The sequence below is a fragment of the Clostridioides sp. LIBA-7602 genome (genome assembly GCF_056688945.1).
This window is the reverse complement of the sequence record NZ_CP196991.1, coordinates 3,557,083-3,579,489: the sequence shown is the minus strand read 5'-3', so window position 1 is coordinate 3,579,489 and position 22,407 is coordinate 3,557,083. Positions and strand designations below refer to the sequence as shown.

General features: G+C 28.1%; 19 protein-coding genes. 15 read left to right on the top strand and 4 right to left on the bottom strand.

The annotated features are described in order from the left end of the window. Positions 1 to 33: 33 nt before the first annotated feature. From ACTG45_RS16715 to ACTG45_RS16690, 6 genes are all read left to right on the top strand, one after another. Positions 34 to 555 (top strand): CD3072 family TudS-related putative desulfidase, encoded by a 522-nt coding sequence (locus ACTG45_RS16715; RefSeq protein WP_479919439.1) that lies wholly within the window; start codon positions 34 to 36, stop codon positions 553 to 555. Between the two features lie 602 nt (positions 556 to 1,157). Continuing rightward, positions 1,158 to 3,236: a glycoside hydrolase family 31 protein gene (locus ACTG45_RS16710; protein WP_479919438.1), complete on the top strand. Its 2,079-nt coding sequence runs from the start codon at positions 1,158 to 1,160 to the stop codon at positions 3,234 to 3,236. Beyond that, positions 3,236 to 4,015 carry a PTS mannose/fructose/sorbose/N-acetylgalactosamine transporter subunit IIC gene (locus tag ACTG45_RS16705; RefSeq protein WP_021385973.1) on the top strand — a complete coding sequence of 260 codons (780 nt, stop codon included), beginning with the start codon at positions 3,236 to 3,238 and terminating at the stop codon, positions 4,013 to 4,015. Before ACTG45_RS16710 ends, ACTG45_RS16705 begins: the two co-directional genes overlap by 1 nt. Next, positions 4,002 to 4,817 (top strand): PTS system mannose/fructose/sorbose family transporter subunit IID, encoded by an 816-nt coding sequence (locus tag ACTG45_RS16700; protein ID WP_479919437.1) that lies wholly within the window; start codon positions 4,002 to 4,004, stop codon positions 4,815 to 4,817. The genes ACTG45_RS16705 and ACTG45_RS16700 overlap by 14 nt, the downstream gene beginning before the upstream one ends. Before the next feature lie 20 nt (positions 4,818 to 4,837). Beyond that, positions 4,838 to 5,320 carry a PTS sugar transporter subunit IIB gene (locus ACTG45_RS16695; RefSeq protein WP_044213929.1) on the top strand — a complete coding sequence of 161 codons (483 nt, stop codon included), beginning with the start codon at positions 4,838 to 4,840 and terminating at the stop codon, positions 5,318 to 5,320. Between the two features lie 20 nt (positions 5,321 to 5,340). Further along, positions 5,341 to 5,745, top strand: coding sequence for a PTS sugar transporter subunit IIA (locus ACTG45_RS16690; protein WP_021386091.1), 405 nt, complete (start codon positions 5,341 to 5,343; stop codon positions 5,743 to 5,745). Positions 5,746 to 6,219: 474 nt separating this feature from the next. Here ACTG45_RS16690 and ACTG45_RS16685 read toward each other — a convergent pair whose 3' ends face one another. Next, positions 6,220 to 7,401 carry an ROK family transcriptional regulator gene (locus ACTG45_RS16685; RefSeq protein WP_479919436.1) on the bottom strand — a complete coding sequence of 394 codons (1,182 nt, stop codon included), beginning with the start codon at positions 7,399 to 7,401 and terminating at the stop codon, positions 6,220 to 6,222. Positions 7,402 to 7,614: 213 nt separating this feature from the next. On the opposite strand from ACTG45_RS16685, the gene xylB reads away from it, so the two are divergent. Together xylB and xylA are read left to right on the top strand one after the other, a co-directional pair. Then, on the top strand, positions 7,615 to 9,159 hold the full coding sequence (gene xylB / locus ACTG45_RS16680; protein ID WP_479919435.1) for a xylulokinase: 1,545 nt from the start codon (positions 7,615 to 7,617) through the stop codon (positions 9,157 to 9,159). A gap of 87 nt (positions 9,160 to 9,246) precedes the next feature. After that, positions 9,247 to 10,584, top strand: a complete 1,338-nt coding sequence (gene xylA, locus ACTG45_RS16675; RefSeq protein ID WP_479917485.1) for a xylose isomerase — start codon at positions 9,247 to 9,249, stop codon at positions 10,582 to 10,584. A gap of 171 nt (positions 10,585 to 10,755) precedes the next feature. On the opposite strand, the gene ACTG45_RS16670 is transcribed toward xylA, so the two are convergent. Genes ACTG45_RS16670 through ACTG45_RS16660 form a run of 3 tightly spaced genes read right to left on the bottom strand, consistent with a single transcriptional unit; the run spans position 10,756 to position 14,564 of the window. Further along, positions 10,756 to 12,486, bottom strand: a complete 1,731-nt coding sequence (locus ACTG45_RS16670; RefSeq protein WP_479919434.1) for an alkyl sulfatase dimerization domain-containing protein — start codon at positions 12,484 to 12,486, stop codon at positions 10,756 to 10,758. Between the two features lie 30 nt (positions 12,487 to 12,516). Then, on the bottom strand, positions 12,517 to 13,776 hold the full coding sequence (locus ACTG45_RS16665) for a DUF1254 domain-containing protein (protein WP_479919433.1): 1,260 nt from the start codon (positions 13,774 to 13,776) through the stop codon (positions 12,517 to 12,519). Between the two features lie 14 nt (positions 13,777 to 13,790). Beyond that, complete coding sequence (locus ACTG45_RS16660; protein WP_479919432.1) at positions 13,791 to 14,564, bottom strand: sulfite exporter TauE/SafE family protein; 774 nt, start codon at positions 14,562 to 14,564, stop codon at positions 13,791 to 13,793. Positions 14,565 to 14,918: 354 nt separating this feature from the next. Here ACTG45_RS16660 and ACTG45_RS16655 point away from each other — a divergent pair, with 354 nt between their 5' ends. The 7 genes from ACTG45_RS16655 to ACTG45_RS16625 all read left to right on the top strand — a co-directional run bounded on the left by ACTG45_RS16655 (position 14,919) and on the right by ACTG45_RS16625 (position 21,961). Further along, a complete protein-coding gene (locus ACTG45_RS16655) occupies positions 14,919 to 16,118 on the top strand; it encodes a S41 family peptidase (protein ID WP_479919431.1) in 1,200 nt (399 codons plus the stop codon). Between the two features lie 339 nt (positions 16,119 to 16,457). Then, positions 16,458 to 16,916: a helix-turn-helix domain-containing protein gene (locus ACTG45_RS16650; protein WP_021386031.1), complete on the top strand. Its 459-nt coding sequence runs from the start codon at positions 16,458 to 16,460 to the stop codon at positions 16,914 to 16,916. Positions 16,917 to 16,936: 20 nt separating this feature from the next. Continuing rightward, the gene (locus ACTG45_RS16645; protein WP_479919430.1) at positions 16,937 to 17,293 is read left to right on the top strand and encodes a DUF4180 domain-containing protein; all 357 of its coding nucleotides are present in this window, start codon (positions 16,937 to 16,939) and stop codon (positions 17,291 to 17,293) included. Positions 17,294 to 17,452: 159 nt separating this feature from the next. Further along, positions 17,453 to 18,205, top strand: a complete 753-nt coding sequence (locus ACTG45_RS16640) for an ABC transporter ATP-binding protein (RefSeq protein ID WP_479919429.1) — start codon at positions 17,453 to 17,455, stop codon at positions 18,203 to 18,205. After that, positions 18,206 to 20,113 carry an FtsX-like permease family protein gene (locus ACTG45_RS16635; RefSeq protein ID WP_479919428.1) on the top strand — a complete coding sequence of 636 codons (1,908 nt, stop codon included), beginning with the start codon at positions 18,206 to 18,208 and terminating at the stop codon, positions 20,111 to 20,113. A gap of 154 nt (positions 20,114 to 20,267) precedes the next feature. Further along, on the top strand, positions 20,268 to 20,945 hold the full coding sequence (locus tag ACTG45_RS16630; RefSeq protein ID WP_479919427.1) for a response regulator: 678 nt from the start codon (positions 20,268 to 20,270) through the stop codon (positions 20,943 to 20,945). Next, complete coding sequence (locus ACTG45_RS16625) at positions 20,942 to 21,961, top strand: HAMP domain-containing histidine kinase (RefSeq protein WP_479919426.1); 1,020 nt, start codon at positions 20,942 to 20,944, stop codon at positions 21,959 to 21,961. The genes ACTG45_RS16630 and ACTG45_RS16625 overlap by 4 nt, the downstream gene beginning before the upstream one ends. Positions 21,962 to 22,407 lie beyond the last annotated feature (446 nt).

Here is a 22,407-nt window from a genome sequence, read left to right as displayed (position 1 = left end):
TTATTAAAATTAAGAATAACTAAGGAGATTATTATGAAAAGAAATAGAGAGATTGTAGTAGTATGTCATTGTATATTAAACTGTAACTCTAAGGTGGAGGGGCTATCAGAATTTAAAGGTGCACAAAGTATAGTAATAAATTTAATAAATAATGGATATGGAATAATCCAACTACCATGTCCAGAGATAATGATGTATGGAATAAATAGGTGGGGACATGTAAAAGAACAGTTTGACAATATGTTTTTTAGAGAACAATGTAGACAAATGTTATTACCTTATATAATGCAGTTTGATGAGTATTTAAAGAATAATTATGATATAAAAAGTATTATTGCAATAGATGGTAGTCCAAGTTGTGGTTATAATAAGACGTGTAGTTCTAAGAAGTGGTTTGGTGAATTGAGTGGTTGTCGTGATTTAAAGAACAAGATAAATGATGTGCAAGTAGTAAATGGTAAAGGAATCTTTATAGAAGAGTTGGAGAAGTTACTTAATGAATACAATTTGAATATACCAATAGTTGGATTTAATGAATCTGGAGAAGATAAGTAAATATACTATAAATATATTTTTAGAAAGTATGATAATTATTTATAATTAAAAGAATATTGAATATCTATAATGCTATAAATAAGTTTATAAAAGTATTATTTATATATAAGTTAAGTTTTTAATAATTTTAAAATTAAAAGAGTAAAATTTTTTTAAGATACTAGTTTGGTAAAACTAGTATCTTTTTTTGTCATAAAATCTATAAATTACATTTAAAATATGTATGGTTGATTAAATTACAAACAAATTTAAATTATGACCATTACTATTATAGAATGATTTAATATGTATGGGTTAGTGACATAAAAAAACTACTAGAAATATATGATTAGTTATCTTACCCAATCATGAGAAACCAAAAAAGTGTAAATTAAAAGAAATTTAGGGTACTAAAAATGATTACCTTTTATCAAATTGGAAAATTACGTTAAATTATGGAAAACGATTGACAAATAGAGTCAAATAAAGTATATTATTGGTAAGTTAGTTTAACGTACAAATAAATACTAATATAAAATCTTCTACATCAATTCATATATTAAAGTAGTTGACCTAAAAGTACATTAAATATAACACTATATCATCAATTTAGGAGGGTGGCTGTGGTAAGAATATTTGAAGACTATATTGAAAAAAGATTTGACAATGAACTATTGCGAATAGAAGCATGGGGAAAAAATTCCTTACGTATCAGGTCATTTGTAGACCAAAATTTTGTTGACGAAAACTATGCTCTTAACGAAAAGCCTAAGTTAAATAAAGACGATATTATAATTAATAAAAATGAAGATAATAGTGTAATCATTAAAAATGGAAAGATAAAGGCTGTCTTAGACCATAGAGATAGAATTACTTTTTACAATGATAAAAATGAAATATTATTGAAAGAGTATATTCGATTAAGAGCTGTAAAACATGATGACGGTGGAGAGGATGTAGGTACAATTGAAATTACCAAAGACTTTAACTCTACTCTTAAATTAAAGTCAAGAGAATATCGACCAAGTTACAGTGGAGACTTTGAAGTAACTACTAGATTTGAGTCTGAGCCTTCTGAAAAGGTTTTTGGAATGGGACAATATCAACATAAATTTTTAGATTTAAAGAATACTGTGCTAGAACTGGCACAAAGAAATTCTCAAATATCAGTTCCTTTTTATATTTCTAGTTTAGGTTATGGATTTTTATGGAATAATCCAGGGATTGGAAAAGTATCTTTTGCCAAAAATATGACAGAATGGAAGATGTTTTCTACAAAATTTATAGATTATTGGATTACTTGTGGAGAAAGTCCAAAAGAGTTAAACAAAAATTATTCTCAAGTTACAGGAACTGTTCCTATGATGCCTGAAGACCTTTTGGGGTTATGGCAAAGCAAATTAAGATATAGAACTTCAGAAGAAGTTTTAGATGTTGTGGAAGAATACTCGAAAAGAGGAATTAAACTTTCATCAATTGCAATTGACTATTTTCATTGGCCTAAACAAGGTGAATATAAATTTGACCTAGATTATTGGAAAAATCCTAAGGAATTAGTTAGGAAACTAAAAGAAGAGTATTCAGTAGAGCCAATGGTATCAGTATGGCCTACAGTTCAAAGTGATGCAGAAAACTACAATGATTATTTAGAAAATGGTTATTTAGTTAATGTTAATCGCGGTGTCAGAATGACAATGCAAATTCAAGGAAATACAGTATTTGTAGATATGACAAACAGAGATGCAAGGGACTATGTTTGGGATAGAATAGATAAAAATTATAAACAGCTTGGAATTAATTACTATTGGTTAGATGTAGCTGAACCTGGATATTCTGTTTATGATTTTGATAATTATAGATATAAAAAAGGAAATGTTTTAAGTTGTGGTAACATTTATCCTATTGATTATTTAAAAATGATTTATCATGGTTTACATGATGATACAGAGTCAGTTGTAACTCTTGTAAGAGGAGCTTGGGCAGGAGCTCAAAAGTATGGAGCTTTAGTATGGTCTGGTGATATTGATTCTAGTTTTGAAGCTTTTAATAATCAAGTGAATACAGGATTAAATATGGGACTAGCAGGTATACCATGGTGGACGACAGATATTGGAGGTTTCCACGGAGGAAATCCTAAAGACCCAGAATTTAGAGAACTTATGGTAAGATGGTTCCAATATGCTACTTTTTCACCAATTTTAAGAATGCATGGAGATAGATTGCCTCATAGCAAACCATTATCAAATAAAGGTGGAGGTTCAATGGTAACTGGAGCTCCGAATGAGATATGGTCTTATGGTGAAGACGTTGAAGTAATTCTTACAAAGTTCATCAAAATTAGAGAAAGTATAAAAACTTATTTATCAAAATTGATGAAAGAAGCTCATGAAGAAGGAACACCAATTATGAGAACTTTATTTTATGAATTTCCTGAAGATGATAAAACTTGGGAGATTGATAATACATATATGCTTGGAGATGAAATTTTGGTCGCTCCAATAATGAATTATAAAGATAGAAGTAGAAAAGTATATTTGCCAAAAGGATATACATGGGAGAATATCTTTAGTGGTGTTAGTTATGAAGGTGGAAAAACTTATGAAATTGAATGCCCACTTGAAGAAATTCCTATTTTCTTAAAGCAAAATTCTAAGTATAACTTTGAAGAACTAAAAAATATTTTGAGCGAGGTGAAATCATAATGGAACCACAATTATGGCAATTATTATTAATAGTAGTATATGGATTTTTTATAAACTATGAAAAAAATTCAACAATGTTTGGGACATATCAACCAGTAACAGCAGGTTTTATTACTGGTCTTATCTTAGGTGATATAAACACAGGTTTATATATTGGAGGTACACTACAACTATTATCATTAGGTATTAGTAACTTTGGTGGAGCATCAATACCTGATTATCAAACAGCAAGTATAGTAGCTACATTTATAACTATTACAACTAAGCAAGAAGCATCTGTAGGAATTTCTATAGGTATCCCAGTTGCTTTATTGATGGTACAGTTAGATGTTCTTAGAAATACTATTGGTATATGGTTAGTTCATAAAGCAGAAGATGGAGCTAGAAAAGGAAATTACAAAAATATAACGTATATGCAAATGTTAGGAGTATTATTAACAGCAGCTACAACAGGTATTCCAGTAGCTCTATCTGTAATATTTGGACCTTCTTTAATTAACACAATTTTAAAATATACACCTGAATGGTTAACAGGTGGTTTAACAGTAGCTGGAGGATTACTTCCAGCGGTAGGAATAGGATTATTACTTAGATACCTTCCTGCTAAGGAGTATTTTAGTTATTTAGTAATTGGTTTTGTTTTAGCAGTATATATGAAAGTACCATTGTTAGGTGTAGCTTTAATTGGAGGAGCAATTGCACTTATAATTTACAAAAAGAATGTAGAAAATCAAGCACAACATTATACTGTGGCAGGAGGTATGGATGAAGATGAGTGATAATGTATCAGTAAATAAATCAAATGAAAAAGTTAAAAAAAGTGTTCTGTGGCGTTGGTTTTTCACTAGTTCTGTTTCTTCAAATTATGAGAAGATGCAAGCTTTAGCATATTGTTATGCAGTACTACCATTTCTAAAAGTAGTATACAAAGATAATCCAGAAAAACTTAAAAATGCTGTATTAAATCATTTACAATTTTTTAATACTAACCCATGGGTTGCACCTTATATTTTGGGTATTAATGTAGCTATGGAGGAATTATCAAGTGAAGACACTGAAGAGGCTGTTACCTCAATTAAAACAGGATTGATGGGACCAGTAGCAGGTTTAGGAGATAGTTTATTTGTTGTTATTCCATGGACAATTTTTGGAGCAATAGCAGCTAATATGGCGATAGATGGAAGTCCATTTGGAATCCTGCTATGGATTGCAGTGAGTGTAGCGTTAAAATTATTAAGTATACCACTATTTAATGCTGGGTATACATCAGGTACTAAGCTAATATCTTCAATTGAAAAAAGTTTGAAGATTTTAACTGAAAGTACATCTATTTTAGGCTTAATGGTAGTAGGTGCATTGATACCATCTGTAGTAAAAGCTAATGTTGCTTTGAACTTTCAACAAGGCGACTTTACAATGAAAGGTCAAGAAATATTAGACCAAATTATGCCTGGATTAGTTCCTGCAATTTTAGTTTTAGTTGTGTATTGGGCTCTTAAAAAGAACATAAAGCCTATATACTTAATTTTAGGTGTGATGGTTGTTTCAATAATTTTATATGTATTAGGTATTTTAAAATAAGGAAAGGGTGATATTTAGATATGGAAATGAAAGGCATTAAAAATATTCGTATAGATGACCGTTTAATCCATGGTCAAGTTGCAACTATGTGGAGTAATAAATTAGGTGTTACAAGATTAATGGTAGTAAATGATGCAGTAGCTAATAATTCTGTGCAAAAACAAGTCTTAAGAATGGCTACACCTGCAGGAATAGCATCGTCTATAATTACAGAAGAAACTGCTATAAAAAATATTACTGCTGGGAAGTATGAAGGACAAAATGTATTATTAATTGTCAAGTCTCCTGTTGACCTTATTCCATTTGTGGAGGCAGGATTAAAAATACATAATATAAATGTAGGAAATATGTCAAGTAGAAAAGATACAACAGTATTAAAGCCTAATATCAGTGTTACAGAAGAAGAGAAAGAAGCATTTAAAAAACTTTTAGATGAAGGAATTGAAATAACAACTATAATGACGCCTGATGACAAGAAAACTTATCTTGTAGACATTTTATAGATTTAGAGAGGTGTATTAAAATGAATAGTATTATTTTGATGAGCCATGGAAATATGGCTGAAGAAGTCTTAAATTCTGCAAAAATGATAATAGGGGATTCTGTAGATTATCCTACTGTAAATATGAAACAAGATGATGGGATTGAAGGGACAATAAAAAAACTTAAAAAGGCCTTGGAAGTATATAAGGAAAGTTCAGAAATAGTTATAATGGTAGATTTACTAGGTGGAACTCCATGCAATGCAGCTTTATTAGAGGCTAGTAGTGATAGTAGAATTAAAATTATTTCAGGGCTAAATTTAGGTATGGTTGTTGAATCAGCTTTTTCAGATGCAGAAGAATTAGCAACAAAATTAGAGCAAATAGGCAAAGATAATATTTCTATTGTTGAACCAACATCAGGTTTATTATCTGATGATGAATAGATATATTATATTAATATTTAATTAATATATAACTTCTGAGAAAAAGAGTACAAATAATTTTATGTAAACTCCAGAATAAATTTAATTTTAGAATATATAATTTAAAGGGGTTATGGCTATATAGTCATAACCCTTATTTAAGATTATTTCTATTCTTGTAAAAATAGTATATTTCTAAGTATATTCTTAACTTTTTTGATTTTCGTAATTACTATAACTAGTATTTAATTAAGATAAATATTTAATTGATTTAATAATTTAGGTCAGTTTCTAAAACTTTGAATTCACTTATATATAATTAAAGCTATTAGATAAAGTGACTTATGAAGTGGTTCATCTGTTGTAAATGTTGATTTAGACGTAGTTATCTTTTCTAGTGTTCTATTATATTTTTAGTAAAAGTAATATATAGATTCACTTAGATATTAAAAAATGTAACTAGCTTAAATAAGCTAGTTTTTAGATTATCCAATATTATAGTACAGCTATTTTATCATTTATGTCATTCATCAAAGTTAGGTTTTGTATATTTAAGAAGCTTTTAATATTGACAGCAGAGCCACCATATAGAGATGCCTCAGAACCTAATGATGAAATTTCTATATTTATGCCTTTGTTAAAAGAGCTAACCAGCATATCTTTTGTAATATCTAATATTTCAGGGATATTTCTGATTATTTGGCTGTTTAAATATATTATCTCAGGAGCATAAGTTGCAATAGCATTGTTTATAGCTAGTGATAGGTAACTACAAAACTCATGGATAACTTTTTTAGTATTCTGATTATCTTCATAGTATAGTTGTTTTACCATGTCAGAATCTATCTTAGGAATATTTTCCAGACAACAAATCTGTTCAAATACTTTTTTCTCTGAACAATACTGTTCTAAACAACCACGGTTTCCACACGGACATAGTTTACCATTAGGCATGATAATAGTGTGGCCAATTTCACCACTCATACCATTTCTACCACTATATAATTTATTGTTTATTATAATGCCTGAACCGAATCCACTGTGGATGCTAAGACTAAGTAGTGAATTATGTACAGTTGAGAAAGTACTCTCAGCTAAAGCTGTTAAGTTTGCTTCATTTTCTATATGAATAGGGAAGTCGTATTTTTTACTTAGGATACCATATAAATCAATCTCATTGAGATTGTAATATGGAGTGAATAATATGTTATTTTCACAAGTAATCCCATGTATAGCTAAAGTAAGCCCTATTACATTATAAGGAGTATCTATTTTGGATATGTTATAACTATCTATAATTTCATCTATTAATTGCATAACGTTACCTTTATTTACTTGTATATCTGTTAATTTCTTAGATTTTATAATAGTCCCATCTAAGTAAGATAGAGAAGAAAATATATAGTCATATCCAATATCCATACTTAAAGAAATCCCTGCACACTTATTAAATACTAAAAGTATGGGCTTTCTTCCACCACTATGAGTACTATTTCCAATTCCTATTTCATGAATCAGAGACTCATCTATAAGTTTTTTGGTAATAGCAGATATAGTTGCTTTATTTAATCCTATAGTAGAGGCTATACTTGCTCTAGAAATAGGACCATTCTTTATAATTTGTTCAAGTACCAATCTTTCATTCATTTCTCGAATCGTGTATTTATCAGTAACCAATTTGATATTCCTCCTTAAAATAATATTGTAATACTTTTTAGACAAAAATAAAAGGCTATTTTGCATTGACAAAGATAATTAAATATTTTATTATTAGTTCATAAGTTAGTTTAATATACTAACAAAAATAAAGCAAGTAAAATATACCTAAAATATAAAAAATTAGAATAGGAAAACGATAATTATGAAGTGATGTCTCAAGGAGGGATAAAGTTGGAGTATGTGTTAGGTGTGGATATTGGTACATCAGGTACTAAAACAGTCTTATTTGATAAATTAGGAAATACTATAGAAAGTTGTACATATGAATATCCTCTTATACAAGAGAAAGCAGGTTGGGCAGAACAAGATGCAAATGATTGGTGGGAAGCTGTAGTTGAATCTATAAGACATGTAGTTCAAAGTTCCAATATAAGTAGTGAATGTATAAAAGGAATTGGGTTATCAGGACAGATGCATGGTCTAGTTATGTTAGATAAAGAGGGAAATACCCTAAGAAACTCTATAATATGGTGTGACCAACGTACAGTAAAAGAATGTGAAGAGATAACTGATTTGGTAGGTAGAGAAAGACTGATTGAAATAACTGCCAATCCAGCACTTACAGGATTTACAGCATCAAAGATATTATGGGTTAGAAATAATGAACCCAATATTTATAAGAATACTAATAAAATACTTCTTCCAAAAGATTATATAAGGTACAAATTAACAGGTGAATATGCTACAGAAGTATCGGATGCAAGTGGTATGCAGTTACTTGATATAAGAAAAAGAAATTGGAGTGATGAAGTACTAGAAAAGTTAAATATAGATAAAAGTCTTTTAGGTAAAGTTTATGAATCTCAAGAAATTACAGGATATGTTACTAGAGAAGTAGCAAACTTAACAGGGCTTAAGGAAGGAACAATAGTTGTAGGTGGGGCTGGAGACCAAGCAGCAGGAGCTATAGGAAATGGAATAGTTAAAGAGGGGGTAGTTTCATCGACTATTGGTACATCAGGTGTAGTCTTTGCATATACAAAAGAACCAAAAATTGATAAAGAAGGTAGAGTTCATACTTTTTGCCATGCAATACCAAATACATGGCATGTTATGGGAGTTACTCAAGGGGCTGGATTATCATTAAAATGGTTTAAAGATAACTTCTGTCAAAGTGAACTGGAAGTATCAAGCTCTTTAGGTAAAGACGTATATGAAATTATAAATAGTCAAGTAAGCCAAGTACCAACAGGATGCAATGGATTACTTTACCTACCATACATGATGGGGGAGAGAACTCCTCATCTTGACCCTTATGCAAGAGGAGTGTTCTTTGGATTATCTCCAATACATTCTAAAAAAGAAATGGCAAGGTCAATTATGGAGGGAGTTTCATATAGTCTAAAAGATTGTATGGATATAATAGAAAAACTTAATATAGAAGTCAATGAAGTAAGAGCCTCAGGTGGAGGTGGTAAAAGTAAAGTATGGAGACAGATGCAAGCAGATATGTTTAATCAAGATGTATATACTATAAATTCAAGTGAAGGACCAGCGCTAGGAGTTGCAATTCTTGCATTAGTAGGAGCTAGAATATACGAAAATGTCCAAAAAGCTTGTGAGACTATAATAAAAACTTCAACTAAATTAGAGCCAATAAATCAAAATGTAGATACATACAAGAGATATCATAGATTGTATAAGAAGATATATAATTCTTTAAAAGATGATTTTAAATTATTAGATGAAGTAGTTAATTTTAAAGATGAAGAATAAAAATAGCTACAAATGAATATGAAAGATATTTTTAAATTAAAAAAATATTACATACATCATATGTGTAAAACATTAGGAGGATATGAAATGAGTGAAATATTTAAAGGAATAGGACAGATAAAATTTGAGGGGCCACAATCTAACAATGAGTTAGCATTTAGATACTACAATCCTGAACAAGTAGTAGGCAATAAGACTATGAAAGAACACTTAAGATTTGCAATGAGTTACTGGCATACTTTATGTGGAGAAGGGAATGACCCATTTGGAGTAGGTACAGTGGATAGACCTTGGAATAATATAACAGACCCAATTGAAATTGCAAAGATTAAAGTTGATGCAGGATTTGAATTCATGTCTAAGATGGGAATTGAGTATTTCTGTTTTCATGACAGAGATATAGCACCAGAGGGAAGAAATTTAGAAGAAACAAATAAGATATTAGATGAAATAGTTGAGTACATAAAAGCTAAGATGAAAGAAACAGGTATAAAATTATTATGGGGAACTGCTAATATGTTTGGAAATCCAAGATTTGTTCATGGTGCATCTACAACATGCAATGCTAATGTTTACGCTTATGCAGCAGCTCAAGTTAAGAAAGCTATGGAAATAACTAAGTATTTAGGAGGAGAAAACTTTGTATTCTGGGGTGGAAGAGAAGGTTATGAAACTTTACTTAACACTAATACAGAACTTGAAATGGACAACTTCGCAAGATTCTTACAAATGGCTGTAGATTATGCTAAGGAAATAGGATTTACTGGACAATTTTTAATAGAACCTAAACCAAAAGAGCCTACTAAACATCAATATGATTTTGATACTGCCACTGTTTTAGGATTCTTAAGAAAGTATAATCTAGATAAATACTTCAAAATGAACATAGAAGCAAACCATGCTACACTTGCAGGTCATACTTTCCAACATGAATTAAATATGGCAAGAATAAATGATGTTTTAGGAAGTATAGATGCAAATCAAGGAGACCTATTATTAGGATGGGATACAGACCAATTCCCAACAAATATATATGATGCAACACTTGCTATGTATGAAGTGTTAAAACAAGGAGGAATAGCTCCAGGAGGATTTAATTTTGACTCTAAAGTGAGAAGAGCATCTTTTGAAGTAGAAGACTTATTCTTAGCATATATTGCAGGTATGGATACATTTGCAAAGGGATTATTAATAGCTCATAAATTATTAGAAGATGAGGTATTTGAAAACTTTACCAAAGAAAGATACTCAAGCTTCAGTGAAGGCATAGGTAAAGATATAGTAGATGGTAAGGTTGGGTTTAAAGAATTAGAAACTTATGCACTACAAATGCCAGTTATAAAGAATAAGTCTGGAAGACAAGAAATGCTAGAAGCTATACTTAATAGATATATATATGAAGTAGATACAATCTCTAAGAAGTAGATAGAATCTCTAAAGTGTAAAATTAAATTAAAATCATAATAAAAGAGGCTATTTCAAAATAGAGATAAGCCTTTTTTTATTGTTGAAATGATGAAAATATATTTGATTTCATACAAAAAAGAGTGCCTCATGAACTAAAATGTTCATTTTGAGACACCACCATTTTAAAGATTATTGCAACCAAAATGGCATATTTACAAATGGAGTAAATTTATCAAATAAGTCTAAATACTCCTGAGCTTTTTTAGGTTCATTACATTGAACTAAAGAATTTTCAATAGCTTGAATAATTGTGATTTCTTTTGTAATTAATTTTGCCCAGGTTTCTTTAGAAGTTTCAATTGAAACATCAGCTTTTACATCACTATCATGATTCTGCATTTCAACAATCCCTCTACGTAACTCTAGCTTAAATGCTTCATTAGTATCAGTCACACATGCCAGTAGTGTCATATGAACATCAGAACTTTTAGGACCATTTAATTTAACCTTAAAAGATTCAAACATAGCTTTGGATGTTAGACCTATAAATGAGTTTGAAAATGGAGGAAATCCAGCATTAGCTCCAACTTGATTTATTATCTTTTCAAAACCTCCATCTAATGCCATAGCACTAGTCAAATACCAATTACGCCAAGTAGCATTTTCTGTTTGGTATCCAAGCATACGAATAGCAGTTGCTTTAAGGTCTCTAGCTTCCATATCATTATTATCTATACGTATAGGATAATTTAATATCTCTGTAGCCCATTCATAATCTTTTTCATCAATAGCTTTTTTAGCTTCAGCTAATATTATTTCACGACCACCCATAATTTTCACATATTTTTTAGCTGCATCTTTAGGATAAATAGGATTTAATTTACTTGATTCACCATTAAACCAACCTATATATTGGTCATAAACAGCTTTAATTCCTTGTTTAAATGTTCCATAAAATTCACCTAAACGTTCTCTTTGAAATAGATGAGGAGGAAGTTTTCCTAACTCGTTTATTGCATAATCAGGAGTATAACCCATATTTATAAGTCTGACTGCTTGGTCATGGGTATATTGTATGGCATCTCTATAATCCATCAGAAGAGAACTACATTCATCTTTACCATGTAGTGGTCTCATATGAGTTCCAACTAAATAATGTGGTTTATATTTACGAATTTTATCAATTCCTGTATACCATTTCTTAGCATCACGAACAGTCCCTCTAACAGTATATATATTAGGGAATATTTCACCTTGAACAGCATCTCCGACAAACATTATCTTTTCTTTAGATAAAAATATACACATAGCATCTTCAGTCTCAGCTTCACAATGGAACAGTTCTAAATCAACTCCTGATATAGTTATTTTTAATCCATCTTCAACAGATACAAATGTATTTGGTTCAATAAATTTATTAGAACCCTTTGATAAAACAGGTCCACATCCTAAATTAACATAACCATGTTCTCCTTTAGGAAGTATAGAGCCATACATCCAAACAGCTCTTCCCATTCTAATGTCTAGCAGTTCTCCACTAGCTTGAGAGAAATGTTTTATAAATGTCTCATCAACAATAACAAGAATCTCTTTATTTTGGCTTTGTTCTTGACTCACACAAACACTCATACCACCCCAATGGTCACCATGATTATGAGAGATTATCACAGCTTTAATAGGTTTATCAGTAATCTTACGAAAATGCTTCATGATTTCTTCCATCATTTCAATAGTTTCACCTGGGTCAATAATTATAATTCCATCAGTTCCTTCAATCATAACAGGATAAGATAATCCAAAACCAACTGCACTATATACATTTTCGCCTGTTTTATAAATTTTTTGTTCCATTGTTTTAGAATGTTCTGTTAATCTAGGATTAACAAATTTTGATTTTTCAGTATATGCAAAATTGCTCATGAATATAACTCCTTTTAAATATTAAAAAATTTACTGGTTTGCTCTAGTAACAACTGGAGGTAACCATTTACCCGAAATGGCATCTTTACTTGGACCATATAACCTTAGTGTCATGTAAAATTTCTCTTTAGGGGATGGTAGCCAGTTTGATATTTTATTTTCATCTTTTGGTGGTTTATTTTGTATATATATAGTTAGTGAACCATCCTCAGCGTAAAATAGTCCTTTTGTACGGTCTCCAATAGAGTAGCGGTCAATCTCATTATCTACTAAGAATGCATTTTTAAATAAATACATTGTTAATGACCAAAATTGGCTTACGGGAGGAATCTCATTTTTATTGAACTTTAGCTCATAGTCGAAATTTCCATCTAAAAATTGACCAGTACTATCTTGAAAAATACTTGGATATAAAGATTCTTCTGGTTGATTAGCTAAAGCACCTTTATGCCAAACTATTGAACGTTGCAAATAATCCTCTCCATAATTACCAATGCCTTTTCGAGCAATTCTCCAGAAGTTATGGGATTCTCCAAATGCTAAGCCACCTTCATTAATAAGTTTTTTTGCACTATCACAAGCTTCATTTAATATATCATCAGGAACTTCTTTTAGTTGTCTTGATGATAGTATGTTTGTCCTAGTTTTTAAGTATGGAATTAATAAAAGTATGCTATTAAGGGTCTCAAAGAATTCATAGTAATTTGAATTTTTATATATTGGTAAATATTTAGTATCATAGTTATCATGATGTGTTTTATTAGACATTTCAGAAGGTCTATGTATTTTAAACTTGCTTTGTATATCTTTAACTTCTTGAATATCATTTTTATCATTGATAAGAATTCTTAAAAATGCTAATGCAAAAGGTGTATCACTTTTAATTATATGAGTATCTTTAGGTAAGTCACCATTCCAACCTGGTCCAATAACAGTAAATTTATTTGATTTTGTTCCAGTTAATCTTCTACCAATATTAGTAATTGTCTCTGTAAATAAGTCTAATAACTGTATAGAGTAGTATCTATCATTAGTATCTGGGACTTCTATTATTGCTGGTTGCTCACGTAAGTCTAACCAAGCTCTTGAATATGTTGTATCATTGTTTGGTGCTGGGATAAAGGATGTTTTTGGTGATGCTACAGTAACAGTATGAGCAAATTCATTAAAATTTGTTGTTTTAGTTTTTGAATTAATAACTTGTGTATAGAGTAATTCATACATCCCTACTATTGGATATCCATATATATAAGCATTTTGAACTGTTTCAAGTAAATTAGTTTTATTCATTGAGAGCCTCTCCTTTAAAATAATCTTATTATATTCCACAGACATGTCATTATAACGAATAACATGACTGAATTATAAGCAATGATTAAATGATTTTTATTTATTTTTCTATTAATAGTTGTACCTAATAGTCCTCCTAAAATTGCAGCTGGAATTATACAGAGTAACATTGATATTTCAAGCCCTGAAGGTATTGATTTTGAAATTAATAGAGTTATTATTTTTGAAGCTTGTGAGAATAGTATTAGTATTACTGAGTTAACAGATGCACTCTTTAAATTCATTGAGAAAAATAATGTCAGAGCTGTTATATTTATAGGACCTCCACCTATTCCTAAAAAAGATGAAATCATTCCTAAAGTATATCCAAGTAAAAGTGTAAATATACGATTCTTTATGTGGAATTGTTTTTTGTTAGGTAGATTTATGTATACTAATATAGTTAATAATAAAGATAAAAGGAGTCCGTTTTGAATTAGCTTTATAAACCTATCCTTGTTAATAAAATCAACTATAAGTTCAAATATCTCAGTACCAATTAAACCACCTAAAATTGCACCCATTCCAAGTAATACAGTCGTAGGCTTTTCAAACTTAGTTTTATATTTAATATGTTTAGTAACAGCAGAACAAGACATAGTAAATACTGCACATGTTGATAAAAAGTTTATAACTGAAGCATCTAGTTCAGTTACTGCATCTAGTACTGGTTTTATGATAATCCCGCCACCAAGTCCAGAAATTGCACCTATAATAGAGGCTATAAATCCTACTATAAAAAACACCATATGTATCTCTCCTTTTCTTGAGTTTTATGTTGATTTCTTGGTAGTAAGTTTGCCCTAAAATAGTAAAATAATTTATTCTAAGGAGGTTTAAATTTAAAATAATATATCTATTTTTACAAATAATATAGATATATGATAAAATGTAGTAATTATTTGACTAGTATATTTTGATTTGTCTAAAGTCATTTTGAATTAAAGTAAATTAAAAAAGAGGAGAATAGTAATTTCTATTTACGATAAGAATATTAAGATGCTAAAGATGTCTAACTAATATATGAATTATAATAAGATTATTAGATATTTATGATAGTAAAATGTATTAAAATATAAAATTTGAAAGTTGATGAGAATTATATGAAAAAGAAAATATTGTTTTTAGTAATTATTTTAACATTTATAATTTTATTAGGTAATTCTACTTATTCACAAAAAAATCAACTATCTGAAGAAGAAAAAGTAGATGATTTTAAATATGTATATAATGTTATAAAAACAGGATATCCTTATCTAGATGTAAATAAAAGACTTAATAATACTGATTGGTTACAAAATAAGGAAGATTATATAAAAAGAATAAAGAGTACTGAAAATGATGAGGAATTTATAGAAGAAATGTCATCTATATTATCTGAATTAAATAATAAACATACAGAGTTAATTGATAATAAAAAACGATATGAGCTTTTTAAGAAATCATATTCTAATAATGATTGGTATGATTTTCTTAATGATAAAAAAGTTGTGGTGAGATATGATTCTATAAATTCTAAGATAAAAATGCCAAATGATATTTTTGTAAAAAAAGAATTAATTTTAGAAGATGTAATCAAAGGGAAAGTAGGATACATGTATCTACCATCAATGTCATCAAAGCATGGAGCTATAGATAATGATTTAAAGGAAATTGAAACCTATATTAACACTTTAGAAAAGCATAAAGCTCTAATTATTGATATAAGAGGAAATTCAGGAGGAAGTGATAGATATTGGCAAGGGATTGTATCTAAACTTATAAAAAATGATGTTAAAATAGATGGATATAGAGTATATAGAAATGATAATGAAATAGTAAAAAAATACACTAATGTAAGAAATATAAAATTAGAACCTATAGAAAATTTGCCAACAAGTGTAAAGAAAAATGCGCCAGAAGAAATTATGAAAAATTTTAATGGTTTTGAAAATACTTCTTATACCCTAAAATCTAAAAATGATTTGAAATTTAAAGGTAAGATATATTTGTTTGTAGATAAAAAAATATATTCGTCATCAGAGTCACTTGCTATGTTTTGTAAAGAAACTAAATTTGCAACTTTAGTAGGTGAAACTACTGGAGGAGATGGAGGATGTATAGACCCTGTGTTGTTTAACTTAAAAAATAGTGGTCTGATAGTCAGAATGGCGAGTTGTATGTATTTAAATAAGAATGGAATATGTGATGAAGAATTTAAAACTATTCCAAACTTTAAAGTGAAAGATTGTGAAAGAACTGCAAATTTTAAAGATGATAATTGTATAAAAAAGGTACTAGAACTTGAAAATATTACTTACTAGGTAGTCTTTTAAGTATCACTTTAGTGGTTGAAGTATTGGAATTTAAAAATTTAAAAACATACTATGAAAAGCAATTTAAAAAGATTTTAAATCTTTTTAAATTGCTTTTTTAATTATGAAAATTTTCATTCTAGTGGTGTATTATTATAGAGTTTGATTTATAGGTTAAGTTGAGGTATTATCATGATTTATTAGAAAATATCATAATATAATAAAATATAAAAGTATATGAAAATACAATAAAAGGAAATAAAAAGCAATAAAATACAAAATAAATTTGACTTTTTGATATTCCTAAATTAATATATTATTATTATCAAATGAAAGGTAAGTGTAGCTATGGAGGAAAAGTTTTATACAATAGACCAAGTCGCAGATGCTTTGGAAATGCATCATAAGACAATAAGAAAATTTATAAAAGATGGGAAATTAAAGGCTAATAAAGTCGGTAAGCAATGGAGGATATCAAAAGAAGATTTAGATAGATTTATGGATGTAAAGAGTGATAAAAGTAATAGTTTGGAATTTAAATTGGATTCCTCTAAAGAACGAGGGTGTATTCCAAAGGTTAATGTATCTACAGTAATTGACATAAATAGTATTTCTAACAAGGAATACTCACGTCTATCAAACTTACTTTTGGCACTTGTAAATAATCCAACTTCAATATCAAATGGCTCTACTATTAATTTGAAATATAATGAAAATGAAAGTAGGCTTAGAGTTATGTTATGGGGAAATATAAAATTTATTGAGGATATGTTAGGTTCTATATCCATATTAATAGAAAATATTTAAAACAGAAATGAGGAATAAGAATGAATTATAAGATAAAAGAAAAAAATAACAAGAAATATATTTTTTTAGATAGTAAATTTAATAATGAAGGAGAAATAATGGATATTATATCTCTATGTATGGAACATGGTGTAAATTATCTGATGCTTAGTAATAATTCATTTTCAGATGAGTTTTTAAATTTGAAGACTGGACTAGCAGGTGTAGCATTACAAAAATTTATAACTTATAGAATACAAGTTGTTGGGATTATTGCTGATGAGAATAGGATAAATAAAAGATTTTCAGAATTAATGCTAGAGCTGAATAAATCAAATAATTTTAGAATAGTAGGTAATTTTGAGGATGCTAAAAAATGTATCTTAAATATAAATTGATAGTAGAAAGATATAGATCAAATATTTTAATAGCCATCTTGTTCATGTTACAAAAGTGTAATGTTAACAGTTAAAATGTAATATTTACTTAAGGATTTATTTAAATAAAACCTTTAAAATAAATATATATTAAAAAATTAGCAACTGGAGGCTATTATTATGAAAGAAATATTAAAAATAAAAAATATATCAAAAGATTATGGAATAAAAGGATTTAGAACAAATGTATTAAAAAATATATCACTTACAGTCAATGAAGGTGATTTTATAGCAATAATGGGTCCATCTGGTGCAGGTAAAACAACATTACTAAATCTCATGTCTACACTTGATAAACAAACTTCTGGAGAAGTAATACTAGATGGAATCAATATATCAAAAGTAAAAAATAATGAACTGTCAAAACTAAGAAGAGAAAAAATAGGTTTTATATTTCAAGACTATAATCTATTAGATAATATGAAACTAATGGATAATATAGCGCTTCCTCTAGCATTAGGAAAAAAGAAAAGTAAAGAAATAGAATCTAAGGTGTTTTCCATAGCCCAAAAATTTGGATTAGAAAATCATTTAGATAAATATCCTTATCAGTTGTCAGGAGGACAAAAACAAAGAGGTGCAGCAGCTAGGTCATTGATTACAAATCCAGCAGTCATATTTGCTGATGAACCAACAGGTGCTTTAGATTCGAAGTCAGCATATGAACTTTTAGAATCATTGGAAAGAATAAATAAGGAGAATAATGCTACTATTATAATGATTACACATGACCCCCTAACTGCAAGTTATTCCAATGAAGTATATATGATAAACGATGGGAATATAAAGTGTAAATTAAACAAAGGAAGTAGCAGAAAAGAATTTTATAAAAAAATTATGGATATGTTAGCCTCTATGGGAGGTGACATGTAAGTGAGTATACTTGGAATTGCGTATAATAATTTTAAGAGTAATATAAGAACGTATCTAGCATTTTTTATATCTATGGTTTTTTCAGTAGTTGTACTAACCAACTTTGAATTATTAAGATATGGCGATGCTATAAATGTATTACAAGGAGAAAATAAAAATTTTACATTATCAGTATTGGTAGCTGTGATAATGATACTATCAGTGTTTTTGTTTTTCTTCATTTGGTATGCAACAAATATATTTTTTAAAAATAGGTCTAAAGAAATTGGTATATTGTCATTTATGGGGTTAGACCTATATACGATAGGGAAAATATATTTTGTAGAAAATATGCTTATAGGAGTAAGTTCTTGTATAACAGGAATAGTTATAGGAATAATAACATCTAGATTTTTTCAAGTAGTGATAATAAAGCTATCTGGATTTGATATAAATGTATCTAATGGACTTAGCATGGAGGCTATACTATATACTACTTTGATATTTATGTCTATATTTATGGTAATGGCTATAAAAGGTTTTATAACAATATGTAGAAGTAGTGTAATAAACCTAATTAATACATCCAAAAAGCAAGAAAAAATACCAAAGATAGGAATAGGTATATATATTTTAGCTATAGTATCAATTATAGTAATAGGATATGGTTATTACCTTTCTACTAATATAAGGACTGGAAATATAACTAGTGTAATACCTGTTATAGCTATAATAATAGTTGGGACTTATGGTCTATTCAAATCAGTTGTTCCTGTTATATTTGATATTATCATAAAAAACAAAAAAATATTATTCAAGGGAAATAATATAATAGCAATAAATAATATAAATTATAGATTAAATAAAAATTACAAAACTTATGCTATAATAGCAATAATTATAACCACTACGATATCCACTCTTGGAGCGTCAGTTGCAATGAAATATATACATCAAAACGCTCAAGAACAAAGAAATGTATATACTGCCAGTATAGTTTCAATGAACAAAGATGAAGTGAATAAAACAAAAATAGAGAATATAATAAAAGATACTAATAAAATAAAATATTCAGTAAATCTAGAACTAACAATTTTAGAAAACACAGATAGTAAGGATATTTATGATAAAACTGATGCCATAATGAAATATAGAGATTTTAGTAGTATTCTTAAAGAGAATGGTCATGATGAAGAATTAAAAGAATATAGTGATAAACTAGTTAAAGGAAATAATGTAATAGAGTTAAAAAGCCCTCAAACGATAGTATCAATACCTACAAAAGAAGCCCACGTAAACATTGATGGACATTTATATAATATTTCAAAAGGAAAAGTAAAAGTTCCAGTGTTAGGGACAGGATTCAATCAAAGCATCATAGTAGTAAATGATGATACATATTTCAAATTAAGAGATAAGGGACAACAAGTATATTTTTACGGAGCAAAGGTGTATCAAGAAGAAAATAGCCAAATGATGTTTAAAAATCTTGAAAAGAATATAAATTTAAAAAATAGCTATATTCAGAATGGATATAAAGGTCTAAATGAGGGTCGATGGATGAAATTTGCATATGTAGTGCTTGTATTTTTATTCTTAGTATTTGTACTTGTAGCTGGAAGTATAATTTACATGAAAATATATAGTGATGCATATGAAGATAAAGGTAAATATAAGATTTTATTAAAAATAGGTACTACAGAAAAAGATATAAATAGAGCTATACTTAAAGAAGTAGCCATCTTTTATACTTTACCAATGTTAAGTGCAACAATATCTAGCTATTTTGCATTGAGGTTAGCAGGAGATTTATTGATGACTAATTTATTTGGTATATATATACTAAGTTTAGTTATATGCTTGATAATATTTATAATATATGGAGCAGTATCCGTCAGTAAGTTTAAGCGTGTAGTATATAAAAATTAACTGATAAATTGCTAAAAAACAAGGAGATTCTTTTAATAAGAGTCTTCTTGTTGATTAACGAAACAACTTGGTTAATCAACCTATATAATAAAATATGTTATTATAGTAATAGTTTATAACATAGTTAAATATTAAAATAATGGAGAATACACAAATGTATAAAATTTTATTAGTAGAAGATGATATTGATTTGGCCAAAGAAATTGCTCTTGCATTGGATAAATGGGGATTTAACATAGAATTAATTAATAACTTTGAGGTAGTATTAGATGAATTTGTAGACAAAAAACCAGATGTAGTACTTTTAGATGTAAACTTACCATTATATAATGGGTTTTACTGGTGTGAGAAAATTAGAGCTATTTCTAATGTACCAATAATATTTTTATCATCAAGAGATTCTGACATGGATTTAATAATGGGGATAAATAATGGAGCAGATGATTATATTACCAAACCATTTTCTATAGATATATTGGTTACCAAAATAAATGGTATAATAAGAAGAGTCTACAATTATAGTGACTCTAGTAGTATTATGTACTACGACGAGTTGATATTTGATACAGGAAGAGGAGTTATAAAGCACAAATACAAGGATGAAAGTTTAGAATTGACTAAAAATGAAATAAAAATTTTAACCTTATTATTAAAAAATAAGAATAGAGTTGTATCAAGGGAAAGTCTTATGATGACTCTATGGAATAATGATGAGTTTGTGACAGATAATGCACTTACTGTAAATATGAATAGATTGAGAAGTAAAGTTAAAGAATTAGGTTTTGATGATTTTATAAAAACTAAGAAGGGCGTAGGATATATAATACAATGATAGCGAAATATTTAAAAGGTAGGTCTAAGTATATTATCATCTGTTTAATTATAGTCAGTATAATAAATATATACTTATTTGCTATAGATGTATTTAAAAATAAATATGCAGAGTTGGTATATTTAGATTTTTTAGTACTATTTATAACAATATTATTTTTTGTTGTGGATTATATCAGCTTTAGAAATAGTTATAAAAGTTTATATAATTGTATAGAAAGTAATGGTGAAATAGATAGTTATTTGATTGAAGGACAATCTTTTGAAGAGAATCTAATGAGAGTTATTATAGAAAATCTAAAAATAAAAAATAACAATGATATAGAAATTTATAAACAATCTTTAAAAGAATTAGACGAGTACATGGCTAAGTGGGTTCATGAAATAAAGATTCCAATATCTTCTTTGAGTATAATTACAGATAGGTTAAGTAGTATAGAAGATAGTATTGATATTAAGAATCAGGTTGCTAAGATAAACTTTTTAGTTAACTCCATTTTATATAGTAGTAGAAGTAATACCATGTTTGAAGATGTATTTATAAATAAGGTTAAATTAGAAAAATTAGTAAAAATGGCTGTAAAAAATAACTCATTTTTGCTTATAAAAAATAACATTGAAGTTAGTTTAAATAAACTAGACTATGATGTCTATACAGACTCTAAATGTATGTCATATATTTTAGACCAAATTATTAATAATGCCATAAAGTATTCTAAAAAAGCTGGTAAAATTGAGTTTGATTCAAGAGAGTTAGAAAATGGAGTGGTATTATCTATAAAAGATTTTGGAATAGGCATAAGTGAAGAAGATATAGTTAGGATTTTTGATAAAGGTTTTACAGGTACAAATGGAAGAAATCAACTGTATAAGTCTACTGGAATGGGGTTATATTTTGTAAAGAAAATGATAGATAATTTGGGTCATGACATTGATGTATGTTCAGAAAATGGTTCGTATACAATTTTTAATATCTATTTTTATGATATATCAGATTATTTAAACCTAAATAGTTAGGTTATTATAAAGACTATAACAATATTAGAGATAAAAATATTTGCATAAATTTTATAAAGATTTTTATCTATTTTAAAATAAAAATATTATTGGAATAAAAAAAGACCAGTAATATTTTTATTTTAAACTTGTCAGTATATTTAAATGAATAATATTTATAGTATAATTAAAATATAATAAAGTTTATCATAATATAGTATTTTTATAAACATATCCTATATTTTTCCAAAAACTGTATTGAATATAAAAATTATAATAGATATAATATTAGGTGGAGATTGTATAAAGTGTATACAAATTTGCCTTTAATTCTCTTATTGACAATTCTATTTATTCTTGCCATTACTAATAATTGAAAAGAGATATCATTTGCTACATGATAATGGTTTTGAATATATTAATTACCATCATTTTATCAAGCTGACAGCAAAGGCATTGATTTGCTA

Excerpts from the sequence above, each read along its gene's own strand:
- ACTG45_RS16700 (WP_479919437.1), top strand. The coding sequence starts at position 4,002 with ATGAAGATGAGTGATAATGTATCAGTAAATAAATCAAATGAAAAAGTT.
- ACTG45_RS16660 (WP_479919432.1), bottom strand. The coding sequence starts at position 14,564 with ATGGTGTTTTTTATAGTAGGATTTATAGCCTCTATTATAGGTGCAATT.
- ACTG45_RS16705 (WP_021385973.1), top strand. The coding sequence starts at position 3,236 with ATGGAACCACAATTATGGCAATTATTATTAATAGTAGTATATGGATTT.
- ACTG45_RS16630 (WP_479919427.1), top strand. The coding sequence starts at position 20,268 with ATGTATAAAATTTTATTAGTAGAAGATGATATTGATTTGGCCAAAGAA.
- xylA (WP_479917485.1), top strand. The coding sequence starts at position 9,247 with ATGAGTGAAATATTTAAAGGAATAGGACAGATAAAATTTGAGGGGCCA.
- ACTG45_RS16650 (WP_021386031.1), top strand. The coding sequence starts at position 16,458 with ATGGAGGAAAAGTTTTATACAATAGACCAAGTCGCAGATGCTTTGGAA.
- ACTG45_RS16625 (WP_479919426.1), top strand. The coding sequence starts at position 20,942 with ATGATAGCGAAATATTTAAAAGGTAGGTCTAAGTATATTATCATCTGT.
- ACTG45_RS16640 (WP_479919429.1), top strand. The coding sequence starts at position 17,453 with ATGAAAGAAATATTAAAAATAAAAAATATATCAAAAGATTATGGAATA.
- ACTG45_RS16670 (WP_479919434.1), bottom strand. The coding sequence starts at position 12,486 with ATGAGCAATTTTGCATATACTGAAAAATCAAAATTTGTTAATCCTAGA.
- ACTG45_RS16645 (WP_479919430.1), top strand. The coding sequence starts at position 16,937 with ATGAATTATAAGATAAAAGAAAAAAATAACAAGAAATATATTTTTTTA.
- ACTG45_RS16690 (WP_021386091.1), top strand. The coding sequence starts at position 5,341 with ATGAATAGTATTATTTTGATGAGCCATGGAAATATGGCTGAAGAAGTC.
- ACTG45_RS16695 (WP_044213929.1), top strand. The coding sequence starts at position 4,838 with ATGGAAATGAAAGGCATTAAAAATATTCGTATAGATGACCGTTTAATC.
- ACTG45_RS16655 (WP_479919431.1), top strand. The coding sequence starts at position 14,919 with ATGAAAAAGAAAATATTGTTTTTAGTAATTATTTTAACATTTATAATT.
- ACTG45_RS16665 (WP_479919433.1), bottom strand. The coding sequence starts at position 13,776 with ATGAATAAAACTAATTTACTTGAAACAGTTCAAAATGCTTATATATAT.
- ACTG45_RS16715 (WP_479919439.1), top strand. The coding sequence starts at position 34 with ATGAAAAGAAATAGAGAGATTGTAGTAGTATGTCATTGTATATTAAAC.